We start from the raw sequence: 23,459 nt of genomic DNA, 5'->3' as shown, positions 1-23,459 counted from the left end.
GGTTCTAAAAGTGAAGTGCGATATTCTCATAAAGGATTGTGCCTTGTTGACCCCCGACTTTGAAATAGTTGAAGACCAAACCGTGGCAATTGACAATACGAGGATCGCGGCTATCGGCCCCAGCCGTGAATTAAACGGCAAGTACGAAGGGGATACCGTCATAGCGGGAAAAGGCAAACTCCTCATGCCCGGGCTGGTAGATGCCCACACCCACACGTGCCAGCAGTTGTTGCGGGGTAGAACTATGGATGAATATCCCATGATATGGGCCCGCATTCTGGTTCCCTTTGAGAGCAACTTAAGTGAGGATGACGTCTATTATAGTGCCCAGCTCAGCTGCCTGGAAATGATCAAGTCCGGGACCACGGCCTTTGCCGACTCCGGCGGCGTGCATATGCCCAGGGTAGTAGAGGCCGTCCTGGAATCGGGAATGAGGGCCGCCATCAGCCGTTCCACCATGGACATGGGAGGCTTTATCCCTGACTGCATGAAAGACACGCCCGAAGAGGCCATCCGGAAAACCGAAGAGCTGTATAAGAGTTATCACGGCGCGGGTGGCGGCAGGATCCACATCTGGTTTGCCATCCGGCAAGTTATGACCTGTTCACCAGAGCTGATCCGGCTGGTTGGAGAAAAGGCCAGAGAATATCGCACGGGCATCCATGCCCACCTGGCCGAGCACCGGGATGAAGTTAGTTTTTGCCTTCAAAAATACCAAAAAAGACCGGCCGAATATTTAGATTCGCTGGGGGCCCTGGGTCCGAACCTACTGACCGCCCATAATGTAGCCTTGTCAGAAAATGAGTTAGAGCTCCTTAAAGAGCGGGATGTTAAGATAGTTCACTGCCCCCGCGCAAACTTCGGAAGCCACGGTTTTCCCAAGACCCCGCGGATGGTACGCCTTGGCCTTTCGATAGGTATCGGGAGCGACGGGGCGGCCGGTTCCAGCCTGAGCCTGTTTGACGAGATTAGAGTTTTCCGTTCGGGCATCCACGCCTTTTGGGGTCTTCCCATTTTTGATCCGGTGGTCCTGCCGGCCAAGGAGTTAATTAAAATGGCAACCTTAGGCGGGGCCCGGGCCCTACAGTTAGACCACGAAATCGGCACCATCGAGGTAGGCAAGAAAGCCGACGTAATTTTAATCAACATCGACCAGCCCCATATTGCCCCCACCCATAACCTTATCAATACCCTTGTGGAGGCCGTGACGGGGAATGACGTCAGGGATGTCATCATCGACGGCAAAGTGGTGATGAAGGATCGAGAAGTGCTTACCCTGGATGAAGAGAGGATCCTCTTTGAAACCAAACGGCGACTGGGGGAAATTGCGGCTAGAGCCGGAATTTAAATTTCCTTAGCCCAAAACACGCGGCCCTTCCTGCTCACACTAAAAAAGGGGAAGGGCCGTTTCTTATCCCCGGGCTTGTACGTTTTCCCTGGGTTCCGGCCTTGAGTTACCGGATACAGTGAACCTTGTTTACGGACCCGGGAAGGGATCGAGACGGGGGCCTAAACTTCACGGGGGATGCATATCACCTGCCCGATCTGGAGGTTGTTAGGATCCACATTGGGGTTTAGCGACTGGATGCTTGCCACAGTGGTATTAAAACGCCGCGCCAGGCTAAAAAAAGTATCCCCGGGCTGGATAACATAAGGGAAGGACCCTGCAGGACATCTCCGACCGGTGGGGATGCAGATCAGCTGGCCCACTTGCAGATTAAGGGGGTCGACAAAGGGATTGGCCTCCTGAATGGCTTCTACCGTCGTTCCAAAGCGCTGGGCCAACCGGAAGAAAGTATCACCGGCCTGGATGGTGTAGGCAAAGGTCCCACGAGGGCATACACCTGGCGGTGGGGCGGCCGGGACACAAATTTGCTGGCCTATCAGCAGGGCTTCAGGGTCTATCCCGGGGTTGGCCCTGATCAAGTCTTCCACGCTGATGCCGAAACGCCTGGCAATACTAAAGAAGGTGTCGCCCGCCCTGATGGTATAGATAGTCGAGCCCGGGGGACACACCGGAGGAGGAACGGCCAGGGGAATGCAGATGATCTGGCCTACTTGCAGATTGTTGGGATCGATGCCCGGATTGGCTTCTATTAAATCATCGACGGATATGCCAAACCTCTGGGCAATAGCGAATAGAGTGTCTCCTGGGCGAATGGTGTAGAGGTTCCCTTCAGGGCAGGGAGGTATTTGGCGGAAATCAGTCATGGTAACCTCTCCTTTAGACTTTTACTAATAGAAATATGCGGCGGAAAGGGGGATGGTGAAGGAGGAGTGCAGGGAAGGCTTCTAACGGGTCGATTGTGAGATAAAGAACAAGAAGCAACGAAGTATTGTTGGATAAGTGAATAAAAAAATTAAATTGATGTAGGAGGATTTCTGATCCGGGCGGCGAAATATATTAAACAAGTACCTGGTGTAAGCGCTTTCAAGAAACCGGTATTTTGTGAACTCCGGTATGGTATAAAATAAAACAGAATTACAAAACACGGAGGAAAAGTCGTGACTAAGAATTATGAGGTATTTATCATTGGACATATTTCTAAAGATGAAATCGTGTTTAAAGGTGCGAAGGAGGAACTTATCGGCGGTGCTGTTATATATGCCGGCTGTGCGGCGGCGGCTAGCGGGAGTAAGATAGGGGTGTTAACTAAGGTTTCGGAACAAGATAAGGGCCTGCTGGATGTCTTTAATTTACCCAAAGAGGATATTTATTGTGTATATTCTTCCCAAACAACCTCTATTAGAAATGAATACTTTTCGGAAGATCGAGAAAAGAGAATTTCTACGGCTTTGGCTGTTGCGGATCCTTTTACCATGGAAGACCTGCCGAACGTTGCTGCCAAAATTTATTATTTTGCGGGTTTAATTGCTGGTGATTTTCAACTTACCATGTTAGAGAACTTATCGGGGCAGGGGAGGATTGCCCTGGATGCCCAGGGAATTTTGCGTGAGGTGGAGAAGGATGGGCGTATAGTTCTTCGGGATTGGCCCCTAAAAAAGAAATACTTACCGCTCGTTGATTTCTTTAAGGCGGATGCCGTAGAAGCTGAAGTTGTTACCGGGTGTAGTTTGCCCCATGAAGCGGCGCGGTTGCTTCACTTGTGGGGTGCGAAGGAGATAATGATTACTCAACACGGCAAAGTCTTGGTTTATGACGGCAAAAGTTTTTATTCCCAGCCCTTAAAACCACGGAATTTGTCGGGGCGAACCGGGAGAGGCGATACCTGCTTTGGCAGTTATACAGCCAGGCGGCTAAGAGCGGGGATTGAAGAATCCCTCCTCTTTGCGAGTGCGTTGGTTTCCTTGAAAATGGAGACACCCGGTCCCTTTAGAGGGACAACGGACGAGGTTAGGAGTTACATAGAACAGTTTTACAACTGAAACCTGACTATGTGTGGGGAACTAGAACCGGTTGAGGTGGGCTAGCAGATTTGGTTTAGAACCATTATTCCGGGGCGTCCCTGTAAGCGCTTCCGACCGGGAGTGAATGTGTGTGCCGACTATTTATGATGTAGCTAAGGCTGCAGGCGTATCCATAGCTACCGTCTCGCGGGTGATTAACGGTTATCCCTTTGTATCCGAAAAGACCAGGGAAAAAGTGTTGCAAGTTATGCAGGAGCTCAACTACTCCCCCAACATATTGGCGGCTGCCCTGATGAAAAAGGTTACTTACACGGTAGGTTTACTTATACCCGATATCTCCAATCCGTTTTTTGCAGAGATAACTCGTGGAGCAGAAGATGCAGCCAACAAATTTGGCTTTAATACTATTATTTGTAATACAGATAATGATTCCGAAAAAGAAACTAAATATATCAATCTGTTATTACAAAAAAGTGTAGACGGCTTGATTTTTGCTACATCAGAAATAGTGAACCAGAACATTCTTATGTTGAAAGAAAAGAAATTTCCTATGGTATTAATTGCTAGAGAAGTTGAGGGCAGCGGAGTGGATGTAGTGCTAGCCGATAATGTTCAAGGGGCCTACGAAGGTGTGAAGTATTTAATCGAACTAGGCCACCGCACCATTGCCTTCGTAGGGGAGCCTTTAACAATTAAATCCACCCAGGAACGTCTTGCGGGATATGAAAAGGCCCTAAAGGATGCGGGACTTCCGATAGTTGAGCACCTTATCCTTACCGGATTTAAGACCTTAGAAGAGACCTATAAGAAAATAAAAAGTTTTTATTGGAAGACCCGTCCCTCCGCCATTTTCGCAACTAATGATGTCCTGGCCATCGGGGTAATTAGAGGATTGAAGGAATTGAGAATCAACATTCCTGAAGATGTTTCCATCGTGAGTTTTGATGACACCGTTTTTGCCTCTATAGCTGAACCGCCATTAACGAGTGTAGCCCAACCTATGCGGCAAATGGGGCAGCTGGCCATAATGAAGCTGATAAATAGGATCCGCAACAAGGAAGAAGCGGCTACAAAAATCGTTTTACCTACTAAATTGGTTGTCAGGAATTCTACCACCAAGTTTAAAGGAACCTAAGTTAACTATCGGGAGTTTAAGGCAAAAATACCAACCCCTAAGAAGGAGTTGAAGATATGGCAGAGCTCAAGCTGATAAATATTAGCAAGGCCTTTGGTAAAATTAAGGTCATAAATGATTTTTCTTTACATGTAAAGGAGGGGGAGTTTCTCACTCTTCTCGGCCCCTCGGGCTGCGGCAAGACCACCCTCTTACGCATAATTGCGGGATTTGTTTATCCGGATCAAGGGGATATCTACTTCGACGATCAAAGGGTAAACGATTTGCCTCCAAACCGTCGCGATACGGCAATGGTTTTCCAAAGCTATGCCTTATTTCCCCATATGACGGTTAAAGGCAATATATCCTTCGGTCTAAAAATGAAAAAAGTACCCCGCAAGATTATTAACGAACGACTAGAATGGGCCGTGAATCTGGTGGGATTAAGCGGGTTAGAAGACCGCCTTCCCCGGGAATTATCCGGCGGCCAGCAACAGAGGGTGGCTCTGGCCAGGGCTCTGGTTATGCACCCCAGGATCCTCCTTTTTGATGAGCCCTTGAGCAACTTAGATGCTAAGCTCAGGGAAAGGATGCGTATCGAGATTAGGGAACTGCAACAAAGGTTAGGTATTACTACTGTTTACGTCACCCACGATCAGGCAGAAGCGCTAGTTATCTCTGATAGGATAGCCATTATGAGGCAAGGTTACCTCCTACAGGTAGGGGCCCCGGAGGAAATATATAAAAGGCCAAACTCCCAGTTTGTGGCTGACTTTATCGGTTTGGCGAACTTCATAAAGGGAACAGTAGAGGAAGTGAATGAGAAGGGCTGCTTATTAGAGACACCTATAGGCAATCTAAAGGTTGAAAGGATCTCTGGCAAAATTGAAAAAGGAAGCGAAGTTATTGCCTATATACGACCAGAAGACATAATCCTTTCACCGAATAGTGCAACGGAAAATTTGTTTAAAGCTAGGGTGTCCATTCGGACCTACATGGGTAGTATCACGGACTATCACCTGGACATCGGCGGGACGCGGTTAAGGGCACAGCAAAGCGGCGAAGGGAAGTTTAAACCGGAGGAAATAGTCAATGTTTACCTGCCACCTGAAAAATGCGGAATTGTGGCATTGCAGGGGGAGAGCGGCCTATGTCCAGGATGCTGAAAGAGAAGATAGCCCTTTTACTCCTACTGTTACCCGGCGCGGGGTTTATCCTAGCCTTCTTCGTCCTGCCCTTAATAGCAACTGTTTTGTCCAGTTTTGGCCTCATAAACTTTGCGGGAGAAAGTGGTTTTACCCTTGCTCATTATAGTGAGCTGAAAAAGGACTTTTATTCTGTGGCCTTTATTTTCTCACTATGGATCGGCCTCGGGTCTTCCTTTGGTTCTCTTATGATAGCCCTGCCGCTATGCTTAATAATACGGGAAAAAGTCCCGGGCAAAGAGCTTATTAATAGTCTCTTCAAGATCCCTTTAGTAATACCTGCTTTAATTGCCACTTATATGCTTATGACTGTCATAGCTCCCCACGGTCTCTTTAACCTTGTTCTCTTAAAACTCAACATTATAGATAAGCCCCTACAGTTGATCCAGGATAAATGGGGCATCGGGATACTGTTAGTTCAAATTTGGAAGAATGTCCCGTTTCAGGCCGTCATCATTTTAGCGGTAATGGAAAGTATCAACAAGGAACTGATAGATGCGGCGCGGAATCTCGGGGCCGGCAGTTGGTCCATCATTCGGCATATACTGATTCCCTTATCAATGCCCGGAATCCTGGTAGCCCTAATTCTCGTTTTTATTCGTGCCTTTGGTGGTTTCGAAATACCCTTGCTTATTGGTCCTGTTTATCCGACAACGATCCCTGTTCTCATGTACAGGAGCGCCATGGAAGATGGGAATTGGGGGCTGGCCGGAGCCCTGGCTACAGTGATCATCGTTACTTCCATATTGGTAATTGCCGGGTACAATCGCTTATCTCAGAAAGTTCACGGCTGATCTAGTTTAACACCGGAGGGTCGGGGGGAAGCCAATGGATACCAGGAGAGGTGCGCGTTACCTGTGGTTTTTAAAACAAGGTGGATTTCGTAGATTATTCGTCTGGCTTTTTATTACCCTATTGTTGATAAGCATTGTAGTGCCCCTCATTGTGATGGTGTTGTGGTCGCTGATTGATCCCCAAGTAGGCTGGGAATATCCGGACCTTTATCCCAAGGCGTTTTCCCTCCATTTTTGGCGACACCTCCTATCTTTGGAGGAGGTGCCCCGGGCTATGGCACTGAGCTTTACTATAGCACCCGTTGTTACAATTCTGACCGGAATTTTGGCATTACCTACAGCCTATGTATTGGGTAGAAAAAGCTTTTGGGGTAAAGGTTTGATAGAAATTATGGTCTTACTTCCCATCATAATTCCGGGAATTACCGTGGCCATAAGTTTAGGTTCCATTTTCAATAGGCTGGGCCTTTCCCAAACTATCCCCGGTATAATCATGGCCCACATGTTAGTAGTTATGCCTTATATGATCCGTACGGTGACCTCTACTTTTAAGGCGATACCCCAAGATGTGATAGATGCAGCGTACGACTTGGGCGCAAGTCCGTTACAGGTAGCTAAATATATCCTCATTCCCTTAGTAATGCCCGGGTTATTTGCCGGTGGAGTGTTTACGTTTATTTACAGTATAGAAGAGTTTGTTTTGACTTTCATTATCGCTACCCCTACTTACCAGACAGTGCCTACTTTGCTATTTTCATACCTAGGTTACTACTTTTCCCGGCCTCTTGCTTCGGCCATAAGTTTGATAATTTTAGTTCCTACTATCTTCACATTATTCTTGGCTGAGAAATTTCTAAAGGCAGAGTACCTTTCTTCCGGTTTCGGCAAGTTTTAATGTCTCTTTAATTCCTCCAGGAGGGGGGGTGGGAAATAGGGAATTTGACCGACCAAGGGTAGGAGGGCTCTGAACACACGGGGTGAAAAAACGCTTTTAGGAGGTTGGGAGCGATGCAAAAGTACAAATGGATAGGTTTACTTCTCGCGGCGTTTCTTTTAGCCAGCTTGAGCTTTGGGTGTGGTGGTGGTGAGCAACAAGCTGAGGCGCCCCCGGATAATGAGGAAATACTACTGAGCGGCGAGACCGACTGGGCGAAAATTGAAGAGATGGCCAAGGAAAGCCCAGAAATAACCTTTTATACCTTCACTTATAAAGATATTTTTACGGAGATAGCAAGTGAGTTTGAAAGCAAATACGGGATCAAGGTTAATGTAGTGTTGGCGGAAGCCAATCCGACTTATCAAAAGGTATTGGCGGAACAAAATAACCCTCAGGGCACTATAGATGCCTGGTTTATGCAGGCGTCCCAAGTAGATAAAGCCAAGAGCGCCCAGTTACTTTTCGGCCCCATTGACATGGCCATTCCCAATGCCCAATACTTGGAACCGACTGCCAAAATGTATGCTGAGGGTACCCCGATAGAAGGATATGCTCTACCGTTGCGTCTCAATCAGGCGGTTATTGCCTATGACTCAGCCAAGGTGCCCGATCCTCCCAAAAGTTTTAGCGAACTGGAAAAATGGGTTGAGGAAAATCCCCAAAAGTTCACTTATTGCGATCCCAACCGTGGCGGGTCTGGTCAAGCTTTTGTCAACTCTGTGATTTATTGGTTAACCGGAGGTGCGGATCAATACTTAGGGGAGTACGATGAGCAGAAGGTAGAATCTTGGGGAACGGTTTGGGAGTGGTTAAACAAAATTGAACCTTACGTGGTATATAGCAGTAATAACAACGATGCCTTAGATAAGCTCAATCGGGGCGAAGTATTTATGGCGGCGGCATGGGAGGACATGGTAATTACTGCAATGAACGAAGGCCAGTTGCCCAAAACCGTTAAGTCTATACTCTTAGAACCCGGTTATATTGGAGGAGCCGATTACCTGGCTGTACCGGCAAATGCGAAGAATAAGGCTGCTGCCCTTTTGTGGATTAACTTTCTGTTAGAACCTGATATACAGAGTAAATTCGTGGAAACAAACTACGTTTATCCTGCTCGTACCGACATTTCTATTCCGCCAGCCGTGGCAGAGAAAATGTTGCCCCTTGAGCAATTTAGAAAACTGCGCCAACCCTGGGGACTGCCACAATATAAGGAAAAATATAATGAGCTATGGCTAAAAAATGTGGCCGGGAGCTAGAGGCCTAAAGAACTAAGAACTAAAAACCGGTGGACCGACTAGGGAGGGAAAGCTCCACTTTGGGCCGGGAGCCTTCCCTCCCCCCGAGTCCTACCGTATGAAGGATTTTTGGGAGGAGATTAGCTTACATGCTCATCTCAGGTGTGGGCATAAATGCCGATTCGGTGGCCCTCGACGGTGACCTCGACACCTTAGAACGCACCCTCGCCTTTTATGAGGAAGTTGGCTTCGATTACGTCGAACTACCCCTCCATGGACTGGATTTGATCATGGCCGGAGAGATTAATGCGGGGAACCTAGCCGCTGTTAAGAAGTTGCTTTCTAAACACAGATTCAAATATACCGCTCACGCTCCCGACTATCTAAACTTGATGGATATTTGGAGCAAGGTGAGTCATGCAGAGGTATTTGAAGCTTGCCTCGAAATCGCCGCAGAAATAGGTGCTCGAGTTTTAGTGTATCACGCCGGGCGGGTAGAACCACGGAAGTTGAAAGCTATAGGGGCCTCGTACGAAGAGCTGTTACGGCAGGAAATCGGTATTTTAAAGGGGTTAGCCGAACGGGCGGGGAAGTTAGGAATTAAGATTTGTATTGAAAACGGTATGGGGTTAAAGGGCGAGACGGACTTAAGTTACGGAATCCGGGCCCGGGATTTGGTGAGGGTAGTGGAGGAAATAGGTCGTCCCAGTATAGGCATTACCTACGACTTCGGTCATGGATTTCTTACGGCCTCCTGTAATGGATGGGATTTACTGGGAGAAGTAAGGGAAGTTTTGCCCTTCTTGCAACATATCCATGTTCATGACAACTTCGGTATTATGGAGAGCAAGGAGAACAGGAAATATATCGATCGTCTCCCCTTCGGCCTCGGCGATTTACATCTTCCGCCTGGGTACGGCCGTATCCCCTACAGTTCCATCTTTCCTCTGCTGTCCGATTACCGGGGAGTTTTTATGCTAGAAATTAATCCGCGTTATTGGACGTCCCTGAAGGTAGTGTTAAGGAAAGTCCAGGACCTCCTGGCAAGGGAAGGTTAGCTGGGTGGCCGGGTTTCACGGCCGGCCTCTTACTATGAAATGCTGGTAGGGAGTGGCAAATGCTATTTATTTCGGTGACGGCCCTCATGGGCGGGTTGGCTCTTTTCCTTCTGGGCATGCATCTTATTACCGACGGGCTGCATAAGGCGGCAGCCCGCCAAGTTCAATATATTTTAGGCCATGTAACAAGAAACCGCTTCTACGGTATGCTGGCCGGCCTCTTGGTGACCATTATCCTCCAGACCAGTGCTGTAACCACTGTTTTATTGGTGGGCTTTGTTAGTGCAGGCCTCATGAATCTCAGCCAGGCCCTGGGAGTAATCTTAGGTGCAGCCATAGGTTCTACCCTGACCCCTCAACTCATTGCCTTTAATCTTGGTGACTATGCCCTTTGGGCGGTGGTTGCCGGTCTCATTCCCTATCTTTTCTCCAAACGCCTCCGCTGGCGCCATTTAGGGGAGGCCGTGATCGGCTTTGGTCTTATCTTTTATGGTGCAGGAGTGATGGGCCAGGCGGCTGCTCCTTTAAAGTCGCTCCCGGAATTCATTGCTCTGTTGGACCGTCTGGCTTCCTTCCCCTGGCTTATGGCTGGTGTAGCCACCCTTTTTACGGCCCTGGTACAGGCGAGCACTCCCACCGTGGTGCTGGCCATGACCTTGGCGTCCCAAGGCAGCCTTTCTCTGCCGTCGGCCCTGGCCATGGTCCTGGGAGCAAATTTGGGCACTACGGCTACCGCTTTTATCTCTAGTCTGGCCCATTCCCGTGAAGCTAAGCGCGTGGCCCTGGTACACTTTTTGTTTAAACTCGGTGGTGTGTTCATTTTCTTGCCCCTTCTAAACCTCTATACTTGGCTGGCCGAGACAACATCGCCCGACATTGCGCGGCAAGTTGCCAACGGCCATACCTTGTTCAATGTTATTAACATGTTGATATTTATTTGGTTCACCCCATGGATGGGTAGACTTGCCACAAGAATCTTACCGGACGCTCCGGAGGAGGAGAAGGTAGCCAAATACCTCGATTCTACTGTGGTGGAGGTACCAGAAGTTGCTTTGACCAACGTAGTGAGGGAGCTCCTACGTATGGCTAATGTTATAAATCGGGAAATGTTTCCCCGGGTCATGCAACCCTTAGCAGCTCGGGAAGTCGATTTACTGGAAAAGTTGAAGGGTCTAGACAATCTCCTAGACTATCTTTATCACGCTATTGCCCGCTACCTAATCAGGATACCCGAAACGAATCTCTCCGAAGAGCAGTCGATCCTTAAAATCAAGCTGCTGTATATAGCCAGCGACCTGGAACATATAGGGGATGTCCTGGTAGAGATGGCTCACCAGTGGCAAAAGATCGAAACTACTGGTGTAGAGTTTTCACCCCAGGGGCAGACGGAGTTACACGAGATGTTTGAAAAGGTGCGAGAGAACTTCAATGCAGCGGTAGAAGCTTTTGCGACTAACGATGAAGGTGCGGCGGTACAGATTATCCGTCGTCACCCTGAGATTTTACGGTTGGAAAAAGACCTGCGTTGCTCTCACTTTCAGAGGCTACAGCAAGAGAACCGTTTAAGTCTAGAGACAACCTCGGTTCATATGGAACTGATCAATCAATTCTTACGCCTTAATCTTCACAGCGTAAGTATTGCTCAAGCAGTGATGGGTATTATCTAGCCGGGTTAAAGGGCGGTTGAAACCCAGAAGGGGGGGTGACCTGCGGGTGAAGCTTTAATGGATGAAATTTTTAAGGGAGAATTTTGAAAGCGCTTACCACAAAACGAGGCTTTGAGGAGGTAGCAGCACTTATGTCCACCATGCGTTGCGTAGTTCTCCATGCCGACTGGGAACCCCGGCCGGGCTTCAAGCTGGGGGCCAAAGATGTCGAGGGAAAGCAGACTTACTTAGGCAGCCGGGTGTGGCGGAATCCCCGGGTAGTTGTTGAGGAGAAGGAGATACCCAAGCCTGGCCCGGGCGAAGTGGTGATCGAGGTTAAGGCTTGCGGCATCTGCGGAAGCGATGTGCACATGGCCCAGCCGGATGAGGAAGGGTATATCCTGTATCCCGGGTTGACTGGTTTCCCGGTGGTCCTGGGCCACGAAATCGCGGGCGTGGTCGTAGAGGCAGGGCCGGGGGCTTTCGATAAGCGCACCAATAAGCCGTTTAAAGGCGGGGAAGAAGTGTGCACCGAGGAGATGGTATGGTGTGGGTCCTGCCAGCCTTGCGCCGATGGATACCCCAACCATTGCGAGCGTTTGGATGAGCTGGGATTCAACGTAGATGGTGGGTTTGCCAAGTATGTGAAGGTACCAGCTCGCTTGGTATGGAGCCTGGAGCCTTTGAAATCCCGGTATAAGGGTTTGGATCTGTTCCTGGCGGGCAGCTTAGTAGAACCCACCTCAGTAGCCTATAACGCTGTGATAGAGAGGAGCGGTGGCGGTATAAGGCCTGGCGACAACGTAGTTATCTGTGGAGGAGGACCGGTAGGCATTGCGGCCTGCGCTATTCTAAAACGCCAGGGGGCGGCCAGGGTAATCTTATCGGAGCCCGAACCGGCCAGGGCAGAGCTGGGGCTAAAGATGGGCGCTGATTATGTGATTAATCCCCTTAAAGAAGATTTTGTGCAAAGGGTGCTGGAGCTAACTCACGGGTATGGGGCGGCCCTGTATTTGGAGGCCACTGGACTGCCGACTGTGGTATATCCCCAGATCGAACAAGTGATCTGGGAAGGCAGAACCCTAAATGCCAGGGTAATAGTTGTAGCCAGGGCGGACGCCAAGATGCCGGTTACCGGCGAGGTGCTCCAGGTGAGGCGGGCGCAGATTATAGGCGCCCAGGGTCACTCCGGCCATGGCACCTTCCCGCGGGTTATCGAGAGCATGGCTGCCGGGATGGACATGACGCCCATGATCACCAAGAAAATAAAGTTGGACGAGGTACCGGAAAACCTCGTGTTGCTTCGGACTGACAGGAAGGAATGCAAGATAACCTGCGTTATGGATTAAACACCGGTGGGGCGGGCCGGGGTGCCGGGCCACGGTCCGGTGCACACGCATCCCGGCATGGAGAATCCAGGAGAAGTATCAGCCGCACTTCAAGGAGGAGTTGATAAACCTATGGAGCAGAAGGCAGTTAAGGGCTGGCTTTTGACTGAGCACCCGGCCATTGTCTTTGAAGACAATACCGTGGGCCGGCTCAAGAAACAAATCTGGGATGCCTCGGAAGAAGAGATCGATGCTATCTTAAAAGAATACGAGATCCCTTCGGAACCCGAGCTGGGCAAACCCGGCACTTATATCCAGAATACTCCCCGGGCTAAGGTAATTGAAAAACGCAAGAAGAACGATATCGTCTTTGTGCCCATCGGGTGCACGGAAAACCACGGCCTTCACGCTAACAGCGGTTTGGATACCTTCATGGTAACCCAGATTTTGGAGGGTGTGCGCCGCTATACGGCCAAGCAGGGCCGGGAAGTGAGCCTGGCCTTCCCACCTTTGAATTACGGTGGGCACCCCTATCACCATGTGGGTATGCCGGGAACGGTTATCATGCCCAAGGAAGTAGTAGAGGAAACCGTCATATATACCATGCTGGGCCTGTGGAATGATGGATTCCGCAAGATTATCCTGGTAAACAATCACGGCCACCTGTGGATGCTGGAATCGGCGATCCAGGAGTTTATGAAGAGATTCCACCTGCCGGGCATTTTCCAGGTCCTCGACTGGCACCGGGCTATCAGGGAATTTTTCTTCCCCGTGGATAGGGAAGACAGCCTGGAAACCCATTTTGTCCATGCCGACGAGGCAGAGACTTCCATAGCCCTCCTTCTTTTCCCGGGCATGATAGATATGAGCGTGGTGGAGGATGCGGAACCCGAAGGCTTCTTGCCGGCAGGTCATTTTGATACGGCTGTAGATCCCTTCCGGCGGCCCCACCGCTGGTCCGAAGGCGAAGGACACATGGCCATCGAGCGGGCGGCCACTCCCCAGGGAGTGGTGGGCAAACCCAGCCAGGCTTCTGCCAAGAAGGCTAAGCGGCCTATAGCCGCAATTTTGAAGTATCTCACCTTGTTGCATGACCAGATCCTGGAGGCCTTCCCGCCCGGCACCGTACCGCCGGTAGAGAAGGTAACCTTGCGAACCGAGGAAGAGATGCGGCCCTTCCTGAAAGAGCCTTTGAGCGAAGGCTGGAAGTCGGTATATGAACTGCCCCTGATAGGGCCCTTCCACAAGCTATAATTTTGCTGCCTTCAGTACCAGGGAGGCTGGCGCTATCTATTAGGAGCCGGCGCCAGCCTCCGGGCAACTGCGTGTTTCAGAGAAGTCAACTTTTAAACCCGGGGGGAAGACAAAGGTATGGCTAAGAAGATAAAGGTGGGTCTTATAGGCGCCGGACGCATCGGGAGGGTACATGCCGAAAACATACGTTTTAATATCCCGGATGCGGAAGTGGTGGCCGTCGCCGACCTCTACAGCGATAGAATAAAAGACTGGGCATCTAATCTGGGTATCAAGCACATCTTTGGCGATAGTCAAAAGATTATGGAAGATGAAGCCATCGACGCCGTCTTAATCTGCTCTTCTACGGATACCCACTCGGCCTTGATAATACAGGCGGCGCGAGCTGGCAAGCACATCTTTTGTGAAAAGCCCATAGATTTCGACCTGAACCGGATCCAGGAGGCCCTGCAGGCGGTAGAAAAGGCAGGGGTCAAGCTCCAGATCGGGTTCCAGCGGCGATTTGATCCCAGCTTTAAGAAAGCTTATGACCTGATAGGGCAAGGGAAGATCGGTGATATACGGGTTATAAAGATAACCTCCCGGGATCCTGCACCTCCTTCGTTGGAGTATATAAAGGTTTCCGGCGGGCTTTTCCTGGACATGACCATTCACGACTTCGATATGGCCAGGTACCTGTCGCGGAGCGAAGTGACAGAGGTGTACGCCGCAGGGGGGGTGATGGTGGATAAAACCATCGGTGAAGTGGGAGATATCGATACCGCCATCGTTACCTTAAAATTTGCCAACGGCGCTCTGGGAGTGATAGATAATAGCCGCCAATCCCTCTATGGTTACGACCAGCGGGTAGAGGTTTTGGGGTCTAAGGGGTGTATACTGGTAGGAAATGATCCTCTAACCCATACGATTTTAAGCACGGAAGAGGGCTTCCTAAGCGACAAACTCCAAAACTTCTTTATCGAAAGGTACCGGGAGGCTTATATAGAAGAGATAAAGGCTTTTGTGGACTGCCTATTAAACGATAAAGCACCGCCCGTTACGGGTATGGACGGCCTGCAGCCGGTGTTGATCGGCCTAGCCGCCAAGAAATCTTTGCTCGAAGGTAGGCCCATCCCCATCAATTCACCTTCTGGTGGAGGTCTAGAAACATGAAACTAAGCGTATCCATTGCCCAAAATGCCCCTGCACCTGCCCCCTTTGTCCTGAGGGGGCCTTATGTTGATAGCCTTAGAAAGGCTGCTGCCCTGGGATATGATGCTGTAGAGATCCACGTAAGAGACCCTCGGGAACTGGAGATAGAACAGATTTTAAAGGTTTGCCGGGAGGAAGGGTTGACCGTTTCTACCTTGGGCACAGGGCTGGGATACGTGGTAGATAAATTAAGCCTTACCCATCCCGAGGCTAAGGTGAGACAGGAAGCGGTAAAGCGCCTGCTAGACCATATCGAAGTTGCTTCGTACTTGGGAGCTGGAGTAATAATCGGGTCCATGAGGGGGGTGATTGGTGAAGCCGGCCAGTTTAAGCAATACGAAGGATATGCTGCGGAAGGTTTGGCCCTTTGCCTGGAAAAGGCTAAAGAATGCGGGGTCACCCTTTTCTTGGAAGCCATAAATCGGTATGAGACTAATTTCCTCAACACGGCAGAAGAAGGTTTAGATTTCCTGGTTAGATTTAATTCCCCCTACCTTAAGCTTCACCTGGATACCTTTCACATGAATATCGAAGAGGTAGATTTTAGCGAGAGTATAAAAAAGGCGGGGGAAGCCCTGGGCCATGTTCATTTTGCGGATAGCAACAGGCTTTACCCGGGTCGGGGGCATATCGATTTTAAAGAAATAATCATTGCTTTAAGGGACATCGCCTATAACGGGTATATCGCCCTGGAGTGTTTGCCCTATCCTTCTCCTGAAGAAGCGGCAGCGGGGGCTTTAAAATATATTAAAAGATTGCTGGCGGGAATCTAGTACGGAAAAGTCATTGGTTGGTTCCACGGCGTCCCGACCAGAAGGAAGCAGCCACCCACCATGGATCTTAGAAAATAGGATTCTAGAAGGGAGGAGAAAAAAGTGCGGGCGTTGAATAAAACCCTGCTGCACAATAACTTTCCTTTTCCCCCTAACCTTAAAGTAGGCGCTGATAGTTCTGGTTTTCCGGAGCGGGTAATCCAGTTTGGCGAAGGTAATTTTCTACGAGCCTTTGTAGACTGGATGATTCACCGGCTAAACCAAGAAGGTTTATTTAAGGGCCGTGTGGTAGTGGTCCAACCTTTGCCCCAGGGCCTGGTAGAAAAGTTAAACCAGCAAGACGGCCTCTATACTCTCTTCTTATATGGTTACCGGGAAGGTAAAGCAATAGAACATAGAGAGATAATAACCTGCCTCAGCCGGGGCCTGAATCCCTACACAGAATGGGAGGCGGTACTGGAATGCGCCACCAATCCCGAAATCCAGTTTGTGGTTTCCAACACCACCGAGGCCGGCATCGCCTATGACCCGGCAGACAGCCTGGATCTTAGGCCTCCCCGTTCCTTCCCCGGCAAATTAACGGCTTTTCTCTACCGGAGATACCAGCACTTTAAAGGCGGTCGCGATAAGGGGGTGATCCTTCTTCCCTGTGAACTTATCGACCGCAACGGGGACAACCTCAAGAGAATAGTCTTGCAGTTGGCCGGGGAGTGGGGACTATCACCTGGATTCCAGGAATGGATTGACCAATCCAACCTTTTTCTCAACACTCTCGTTGATCGCGTAGTACCCGGTTACCCTCGCGACAAAGCCGCTCAGCTAAGCCAAGAGCTGGGTTACCAGGACGAATTGATGGTAGTGGGAGAGCTCTTTCATCTCTGGGTAATTGAAGGCCCGGCGTGGATAAAAGAGAAATTGCCTTTCCACCGGACCGGGCTCAATGTGGTCTGGACCGATGACCTCACACCTTATCGCACCAGGAAGGTGCGCATTTTAAACGGAATTCACACGGCTACAGCAGCCCTTTCCTTCTTGGCGGGGATCGATACGGTGAGGGAAGCAGTGGAACACCCTCTCTTGGGCCGTTTCATGCAGGAGACCATTTTTGAGGAGATCCTTCCTTCGTTAGATGGTGACCCCGAGGTGCTCCGAGATTTTGCTGAAGAAGTCCTGGAGCGTTTTCATAATCCTTATATTGTCCACTACTGGCAGAGCATCCTCCTCAATACTACAGCTAAATATAAAACCCGGGTTTTGCCCTCTATCCTGGATTATATTGACCGGAAACGGTCCCTACCTTCAAGGTTAATTTTCTCCCTGGCGGCCCTGGCCTTTTTGTTCAAGGATGGACAAGTACAGGACCGGAACTTCTTGGGACACCGCGGGAAGGGTAGCTTTACCCTGGAAGATGACCCGGAGGCTCTGGCTTTCTGGCAGGCCGCCTGGCAGAGATACCAGGGGACGGCTGAAAGTACAAAAGAGGTGGCAAATTTTATTCTCCGCCGGGAGAGAATTTGGGGCCAGGACTTAACTACTATTGCCGGCCTCACCCAGCTTTTGGCTAAGCATCTAGAAACGATTATAAACCTGGGAATGGAGCGAGCCCTGGAAAAAGTCTTAAACTGTGAGTGAGGAGCATATGAATAAGGTTTTACAGTTGAATGAAAAGGATAATGTGGCCGTAGCTTTAACCTTTATTCCTGCCGGCGCTACAGTGAGGGCAGGGGGGAACGAGATCTGCTTGCAGGAAGCCGTAAAGGCCGGGCATAAATTTGCCCTGGTGGATATACCCGCTGGAGCGGACGTTATTAAATACGGTTTTCCCATTGGTACGGCTACCACTACTATTCAGCGAGGTCAATGGGTGCACAGCCACAATCTACACAGCAAGCTTGGAAGCCTCCAGGAGTACAGTTACCGGCCCCAGGCTCCAACTAGCCTCCCAGAGGAAGAGGGCTCCTTTTTCCCGGGCTTCCGGCGGAACGACGGCCAGGTGGGAGTGCGCAACGAAATCTGGATTATACCGACAGTGGGCTGCGTTAACCAACTGGCAGAGAATCTGGCCCGCCTGGCACAGGAGCGCTTAGGAGATGTGCCCGGAGTGGATGGCTTTTATGCCCTTAAGCACCCCTATGGCTGTTCCCAATTGGGGGAGGACCACCGCAATACCCAGCGGCTACTGGCTTCTTTATGCCTTCATCCCAACGCCGGCGGTGTACTGGTTTTAGGGCTGGGTTGCGAGAACAACAACGTCCAGGAGTTCCGAGAAGTCGTGGGGCAAAGGGACAACCAAAGGATTAAATTTTTGGTAGCTCAGGAAGCAGAAGATGAGCTGGCCCGGGGTTTGACCTCGCTAAAAGAGCTGGCAGAATATGCCTCTCTCTTCCGGCGGGAACCTTGCTCGGTAAGTGAGCTCAAAATAGGCCTTAAGTGCGGGGGTTCGGATGCCTTCTCGGGGATTACCGCCAACCCTCTGGTGGGGAAAGTGGCCGATCGCTTGGTGGCCTGCGGGGGGACGGCCGTCCTTACTGAAGTGCCGGAGATGTTCGGGGCCGAAACGATACTCATGGGAAGGGCTAAGAATCAGGAGGTTTTCTGGCAAATAGTAGGCCTAATCAATGGCTGGAAGCAATATTATTTAGATCACGGCCAGCCAGTGTACGAGAATCCCTCGCCAGGCAACAAAGAAGGGGGGATCACTACTCTGGAAGAAAAGTCCCTGGGCTGCGTGCAGAAGGGAGGCACGGCCCCGGTGGTAGACGTCCTGGCCTATGGGGAGAGATGCAGGGAAAAGGGCCTCAACCTGTTGAGTGCGCCGGGAAACGATCTGGTATCCTCTACCGCCCTGGCAGCGGCCGGCTGCCAGTTAATCCTTTTTACCACCGGCCGGGGGACACCCCTGGGCACCTGTGTGCCCACCCTGAAAATCTCTTCCAATAGCCAGCTTTATCAGCGCAAAAAGGCCTGGATAGATTTTGATGCGGGTGTTCTATTGACGGGGAAAACCCTGGACCAATTAACAGAGGAGCTGTGGAAGCTTATTATGGCGGTGGCTGCGGGTCGGAAGCGCGCTTGCAACGAAGAGATGGGTTCCAGGGAAATAGCCATTTTTAAAACGGGCGTTACTCTGTGACATCCTCCCTCAATGAATTGAAGGCATTCTGGCAGACCCTTTTGTAAAGCTTTGAGAGCCTGTCCCCGAGGGACAGGCTTTTTGGACACCGATGGGGAAGAACAGGAGGGTTCCCGGCTTTAACCCGCCGCAAAGGAAGAGAAGGCTTGGCCACAAAAATTGCAATTTAGGGGGTGGAGATAAGAGGGATTTGGCCAGCCGTGGCGAATTATTATCATATAGTAAACCAGAGTTTCACAATATGAACCAGAGGTGATGAGGACCCCATGAAAAAGCTGGAGACCATGGAGCGCATTATCCAGTGCGGCATTGTGGCGGTGGTGCGGGCGGAAAATCCCGAACAGGCGTTGAAAATCGCCGAGGCGGTCAAGGCCGGCGGGGTGGAGGCCATTGAGATCACCATGACCGTACCCGGCGCGGTGGAGGTCATACGCGAGCTGGCTGCCACTTACCGGAAGGGCGAAATCCTCATAGGTGCGGGCACCGTGCTGGATGCGGAGACGGCCCGGCTGGCTATACTGGCTGGCGCCGAATTCGTTGTGAGCCCCAGCCTGAATGTAGACATGGTAAGGGTGTGCAACCGCTACCAGAAGGTCAGCATGCCGGGGGCCATGTCCATCCGCGAAGTGGTGGAGGTTATGGAGGCGGGTGGGGATTTTGTCAAGTTCTTCCCCGGTAGCCTTTTCGGGCCGGAAGTAATTAAAGCTATTAAAGGTCCCCTTCCCCAGGCACCCCTTGTTCCTACGGGGGGAGTCAGCCTGGACAATGTAGCCGCATGGATCAAGGCCGGTTGTGAGGCAGTAGGTGTGGGAGGGGAACTGACCAAAGGAGCCAAGACCGGGAACTACGCCTTGGTAACGGAAACGGCCGCGAAGTTCGTAGAGGCCATAAGGGAGGCGCGCCGGCAGGCCGCTTCCTCGTAATCCCCAGTACCCTCCTTTTCCGGCGAGAAACCTGCCCAAGGGGAGACGGCTCGCCGACCGGGAAAGTGGCTGAAAAGGAGGGGCCTGGAATTTTATTTATGAAGGAGGTAGGCCCTAATGGCCAGAGTGGTAACCTTCGGCGAAATTATGCTGCGGCTTTCGCCTCCCGGGTATAGCCGTCTGGTGCAGGCGGATTCCTTGGACGTTACCTACGGCGGAGGAGAAGCCAATGTAGCCGTTTCCATAGCCAATTTCGGCGGTGAGGCCGTTTTTGTAACCAAAGTGCCGGCCAACCCTTTAGGCCAGGCGGCTGTTAATCATTTGCGGCGCTACGGGGTGGATACGCGGTATATCCTGCGCGGGGGCGAACGGCTGGGCATCTATTTTTTGGAGATAGGAGCCTCCCAGCGGCCCTCCAAGGTCGTATACGACCGCAAGGGGTCCAGCATTTCCCAGGTACGGCCGGGAGAATTTGCGTGGGAAGAGATCCTGCAAGGGGCAAGGTGGTTCCACTTTACTGGTATTACCCCGGCCTTGGGGGATAACGTAGCGGCGGTAACTTTAGAGGCTGTCCAGGCGGCCAAGAAATTGGGCCTCACGGTGAGCTGCGATCTAAACTACCGCAAGAACTTGTGGCCGCCGGAAAAAGCCCGGGCTACCATGACCGAACTCATGGCTTATGTGGATATTGCCATTGGCAACGAAGAAGATGCCGAGAAGGTTTTTGGGATTAAAGCAGCGGCTTCGGATGTAACTGCCGGCCAGATCAGTGAAGAAGGATACCGGCAGGTGGCAGCAGAGCTGGCCCGCAGGTTTAACTTAAAGATGGTAGCCATAACCTTAAGGGAGAGCTTTTCTGCCTTTGATAACGGGTGGTCGGCCTTGCTGTATGACGGAAAGGAGTTTTACCGATCCCGCCGCTACCAGATTCATATTGTAGACAGGGTAGGCGGGGGCGATGCTTTTGCCGGCGGCCTGATCTATGCCCTGCTGGAGGGATGCCCACCGCGCGAAGCCTTGGAATTTGCCGTCGCCGCCTCCTGCCTCAAACATACCATTCCCGGCGATTTTAACCACGTAACCCGGGAGGAAGTAGAAACCCTGATGAAGGGGGACGCCTCGGGCCGCGTCCAGCGTTAAAAAGGGCTGCGGTCCTTCTTACAGGCCTTATTGCGGCCCATACGGTCGGCGGCAAGGGGCCGGGGCTGGCTAGACGGAGCCAACCGGCTATGTAGCCCCCAAAGGTGGGCGAAAACCCCGGGGTCCTTTTACAGGAGCGGCCCGGGGTTTTAATTTTTGAGGGGGGTAGGGGGTCCACCGGTGGCGCCTTTAAGGCCGAGGGAGAACGGGTGATATAATTAAAGTAGGATTTAATGAGAATGGCCTGCAGGAGCAACGGGGTGGAGAGAGATGTCCGGAACGGCAAACACCCAGGCTTTGGAAAGGGCTTTAACCATCCTTGAGGCTTTAGCCGGAGAGAAGGAAGGACTGGGCTTAAACGAAGTGGCCCGCCGGGTAGGACTGCACAAGAGCACTGTTTATCGCCTCCTGCAGACTTTTAAGGAATACGGCTATGTAGAACGGGAGGCCGACCACGGCAAATACCGCCTGGGATTAAAGATATTGGAATTAAGCGGGCAAATTCTAGACCGGATAGACGTGCGCACCATAGCCCACCCTTTTCTGGAAGAGCTGGCAGCTAAAAGCAATGAAGTGGCCCACCTGGTAATACCGGACGGAGACGAGGCCGTCTATATCGACAAAGTCGAAGGAAACCGGACTATCCGCATGCACTCCCAGATCGGCCGCCGGGTGCCCCTCCATTCCACGGCCGTGGGCAAAGCTATCCTGGCCTATCTTACCTGGCCGGAAGTACAGGACTTATTGGCCAGGAAGGGCTTGCCCCGTTTTACGGCTCGCACCATTACCGAGTGGACGGAACTAGCAAAGGAACTGGAAGGGATCCGCCAAAGGGGCTATGCTGTGGATAACGGTGAAAATGAAGAAGGCATTCGCTGTGTTGGAGCCCCCATCTTCGATTATCAGAACCGGGTGGTGGCGGCTTTAAGCATTTCCGGCTCGGAAGTTCACGTAACGGAGGAGAGGATACCAGAATTGGGCGGGTTGGTGCGGTGGGCCGGCCGGGAAATATCCCGCCGCTTGGGTTTTCGAGGAGGGGATGCTTAAGGGCGGGGATAGGCTGGTAAAAATTTTATGTTAACTAACGCCTCCCTGTATGGTAACATGAAGGTACCCTTCCTTTAAATTAGCGTTCCTGCCTGCCGTAAGGGAATGTCTAGGAGCTTAACGTGTAAAAGGAGGGGTTTTTGGCCCTCGAGTATGAGGGCAAAACCATGAAGGGGAGGAATGTTGATTTTGCGGCGCAAGCGGTTGATTTTGTCCCTCGTTGCTTTGCTGGTGGCCCTTACGTCCGCCCTTGTTCTGGCGAATCCGGCCGGGGCCGGTACCTCTTATAGCCCAAAGTACATTTACTATCTGAAGACCAACTCGAACCCTCAGGCGACCCCCGTACAATGGTGGGCGTGGCTTTTCTGGCGTCAGCCGTCACCTTCGCCTGCTCCGTCACCGCAGCCGGCTCCCGCGCCTCAACCCCAGCCTGAGCCGGCACCGGAGCCTGCTCCCAGCCCCCCGCCGGAGGAGGCTGATAACAGTTATGAGCTTCACCAGTACGAGGAGCAGGTCGTGGAGCTAGTCAATGCCGAGCGGGCCAAGGCCGGCCTCAAGCCCCTGGCCGTGGACGGGCAGCTATGCAAGGCAGCCCGGCTGAAGGCGGAGGATATGCGGGACCACAACTACTTTAGCCATACCTCCCCCACTTATGGGTCCTTTGCGCAGATGCTCAAGAGTCTGGGGATTACTTACCGGACAGCCGGGGAGAACATCGCCGCGGGCTACCGGACGCCGGAAGCGGTGGTGGCAGCCTGGATGGGGAGCAGCGGTCACCGGGCCAATATACTTAATCCTAACTTTACCCACATCGGGGTGGGCTACGCGAGTGGTGGGAGCTACGGCCATTACTGGGTGCAAGAGTTCATAGGAAAATAGGAAGGGCACGACCGGGGTGCGCCTGTGAAGGGCGCACCCCTTTTTGTTGCCGCACGCTGAGCTTGAGCCGTGGCAGGAAGAAACCCTGTACGTCTTTCGCTGGCGCCCCCTTTTTTGGTGCCGCCCCTTCCGGGGGCAGGAAAGGGAACCGGGATGGCGAATTGGATCCCCGGACTAGGAAGATAAAGGGACGGTGATAAAGTGGCCGTCTACCGGCTCAACGTATGCGGGGAGATGTGTCCCATTCCCATTTTGCGAACTAAGGTGCGCCTGAAGGGCCTCAACCGGGGGGATATCCTTATTGTGGAGACAGACCACAGCTGTACTACCCAGGCCCTGGTAGAGGCGGTCCACAAGATGGGGCATAAGGCGGAGGTACAGAGCGTGGACAACGGGCTATGGGAGATTATCATAGAAAAGTGCCACTGAT

The 23,459-nt window shown here is 51.5% G+C and carries 21 protein-coding genes; 20 read left to right on the top strand and 1 reads right to left on the bottom strand.

What is annotated here, in order from left to right; all coding sequences use genetic code 11:
- Nucleotides 1–10 precede the first annotated feature (10 nt).
- Complete coding sequence (locus tag TAMC210_RS12895; RefSeq protein WP_173299190.1) at nucleotides 11–1,348, top strand: amidohydrolase family protein; 1,338 nt, start codon at nucleotides 11–13, stop codon at nucleotides 1,346–1,348.
- Between the two features lie 161 nt (nucleotides 1,349–1,509).
- Here TAMC210_RS12895 and TAMC210_RS12890 read toward each other — a convergent pair whose 3' ends face one another.
- Nucleotides 1,510–2,211: a LysM peptidoglycan-binding domain-containing protein gene (locus tag TAMC210_RS12890; protein WP_173299189.1), complete on the bottom strand. Its 702-nt coding sequence runs from the start codon at nucleotides 2,209–2,211 to the stop codon at nucleotides 1,510–1,512.
- A gap of 294 nt (nucleotides 2,212–2,505) precedes the next feature.
- On the opposite strand from TAMC210_RS12890, the gene TAMC210_RS12885 reads away from it, so the two are divergent.
- The 19 genes from TAMC210_RS12885 (at nucleotide 2,506) to TAMC210_RS12795 (ending at nucleotide 23,458) form a co-directional block, all read left to right on the top strand.
- Nucleotides 2,506–3,387: a PfkB family carbohydrate kinase gene (locus tag TAMC210_RS12885; protein WP_217267384.1), complete on the top strand. Its 882-nt coding sequence runs from the start codon at nucleotides 2,506–2,508 to the stop codon at nucleotides 3,385–3,387.
- A gap of 112 nt (nucleotides 3,388–3,499) precedes the next feature.
- A complete protein-coding gene (locus TAMC210_RS12880) occupies nucleotides 3,500–4,504 on the top strand; it encodes a LacI family DNA-binding transcriptional regulator (protein WP_173299188.1) in 1,005 nt (334 codons plus the stop codon).
- 56 nt (nucleotides 4,505–4,560) lie between these two features.
- Complete coding sequence (locus TAMC210_RS12875; RefSeq protein WP_173299187.1) at nucleotides 4,561–5,649, top strand: ABC transporter ATP-binding protein; 1,089 nt, start codon at nucleotides 4,561–4,563, stop codon at nucleotides 5,647–5,649.
- Nucleotides 5,634–6,482, top strand: a complete 849-nt coding sequence (locus TAMC210_RS12870; protein ID WP_173299186.1) for an ABC transporter permease — start codon at nucleotides 5,634–5,636, stop codon at nucleotides 6,480–6,482. Before TAMC210_RS12875 ends, TAMC210_RS12870 begins: the two co-directional genes overlap by 16 nt.
- A 34-nt stretch (nucleotides 6,483–6,516) precedes the next feature.
- Nucleotides 6,517–7,377 (top strand): ABC transporter permease, encoded by an 861-nt coding sequence (locus tag TAMC210_RS12865; RefSeq protein ID WP_173299185.1) that lies wholly within the window; start codon nucleotides 6,517–6,519, stop codon nucleotides 7,375–7,377.
- Nucleotides 7,378–7,490: 113 nt separating this feature from the next.
- Entirely contained in the window at nucleotides 7,491–8,678 is a 1,188-nt protein-coding gene (locus TAMC210_RS12860; RefSeq protein ID WP_173299184.1) for an extracellular solute-binding protein, read from the top strand.
- Between the two features lie 128 nt (nucleotides 8,679–8,806).
- A complete protein-coding gene (locus TAMC210_RS12855) occupies nucleotides 8,807–9,715 on the top strand; it encodes a sugar phosphate isomerase/epimerase family protein (RefSeq protein WP_173299183.1) in 909 nt (302 codons plus the stop codon).
- A 59-nt stretch (nucleotides 9,716–9,774) separates the two neighbouring features.
- Nucleotides 9,775–11,382 carry a Na/Pi cotransporter family protein gene (locus TAMC210_RS12850; protein ID WP_173299182.1) on the top strand — a complete coding sequence of 536 codons (1,608 nt, stop codon included), beginning with the start codon at nucleotides 9,775–9,777 and terminating at the stop codon, nucleotides 11,380–11,382.
- A gap of 140 nt (nucleotides 11,383–11,522) precedes the next feature.
- Nucleotides 11,523–12,710 (top strand): scyllo-inosose 3-dehydrogenase, encoded by a 1,188-nt coding sequence (gene iolM / locus TAMC210_RS12845; protein ID WP_173299249.1) that lies wholly within the window; start codon nucleotides 11,523–11,525, stop codon nucleotides 12,708–12,710.
- Between the two features lie 111 nt (nucleotides 12,711–12,821).
- A complete protein-coding gene (gene iolN / locus TAMC210_RS12840; RefSeq protein WP_173299181.1) occupies nucleotides 12,822–13,943 on the top strand; it encodes a 3-dehydro-scyllo-inosose hydrolase in 1,122 nt (373 codons plus the stop codon).
- A gap of 117 nt (nucleotides 13,944–14,060) precedes the next feature.
- The gene (gene iolG, locus TAMC210_RS12835; RefSeq protein WP_173299180.1) at nucleotides 14,061–15,095 is read left to right on the top strand and encodes an inositol 2-dehydrogenase; all 1,035 of its coding nucleotides are present in this window, start codon (nucleotides 14,061–14,063) and stop codon (nucleotides 15,093–15,095) included.
- Nucleotides 15,092–15,907: a sugar phosphate isomerase/epimerase family protein gene (locus TAMC210_RS12830; RefSeq protein ID WP_173299179.1), complete on the top strand. Its 816-nt coding sequence runs from the start codon at nucleotides 15,092–15,094 to the stop codon at nucleotides 15,905–15,907. Before iolG ends, TAMC210_RS12830 begins: the two co-directional genes overlap by 4 nt.
- 102 nt (nucleotides 15,908–16,009) lie before the next feature.
- Nucleotides 16,010–17,539 carry a tagaturonate reductase gene (locus tag TAMC210_RS12825; protein WP_173299178.1) on the top strand — a complete coding sequence of 510 codons (1,530 nt, stop codon included), beginning with the start codon at nucleotides 16,010–16,012 and terminating at the stop codon, nucleotides 17,537–17,539.
- Between the two features lie 7 nt (nucleotides 17,540–17,546).
- On the top strand, nucleotides 17,547–19,040 hold the full coding sequence (locus TAMC210_RS12820; RefSeq protein WP_173299177.1) for a UxaA family hydrolase: 1,494 nt from the start codon (nucleotides 17,547–17,549) through the stop codon (nucleotides 19,038–19,040).
- Between the two features lie 266 nt (nucleotides 19,041–19,306).
- Nucleotides 19,307–19,963: a bifunctional 4-hydroxy-2-oxoglutarate aldolase/2-dehydro-3-deoxy-phosphogluconate aldolase gene (locus TAMC210_RS12815; protein ID WP_173299176.1), complete on the top strand. Its 657-nt coding sequence runs from the start codon at nucleotides 19,307–19,309 to the stop codon at nucleotides 19,961–19,963.
- A gap of 117 nt (nucleotides 19,964–20,080) precedes the next feature.
- A complete protein-coding gene (locus TAMC210_RS12810) occupies nucleotides 20,081–21,103 on the top strand; it encodes a sugar kinase (protein WP_173299175.1) in 1,023 nt (340 codons plus the stop codon).
- Nucleotides 21,104–21,373: 270 nt separating this feature from the next.
- Nucleotides 21,374–22,150 carry an IclR family transcriptional regulator gene (locus tag TAMC210_RS12805; protein ID WP_173299174.1) on the top strand — a complete coding sequence of 259 codons (777 nt, stop codon included), beginning with the start codon at nucleotides 21,374–21,376 and terminating at the stop codon, nucleotides 22,148–22,150.
- Between the two features lie 189 nt (nucleotides 22,151–22,339).
- Complete coding sequence (locus tag TAMC210_RS12800) at nucleotides 22,340–23,029, top strand: CAP domain-containing protein (RefSeq protein ID WP_254388670.1); 690 nt, start codon at nucleotides 22,340–22,342, stop codon at nucleotides 23,027–23,029.
- A gap of 201 nt (nucleotides 23,030–23,230) precedes the next feature.
- Complete coding sequence (locus TAMC210_RS12795; RefSeq protein ID WP_173299172.1) at nucleotides 23,231–23,458, top strand: sulfurtransferase TusA family protein; 228 nt, start codon at nucleotides 23,231–23,233, stop codon at nucleotides 23,456–23,458.
- The last annotated feature ends 1 nt before the right edge of the window (nucleotide 23,459 follow it).

The organism is Thermanaeromonas sp. C210, from assembly GCF_013167955.1.
Lineage (GTDB): Bacteria > Bacillota > DSM-521 > Neomoorellales > Neomoorellaceae > UBA12545.
The sequence above is the reverse complement of the archived record's forward strand: the minus strand, read 5'-3'. Positions and strand labels throughout refer to the sequence as shown.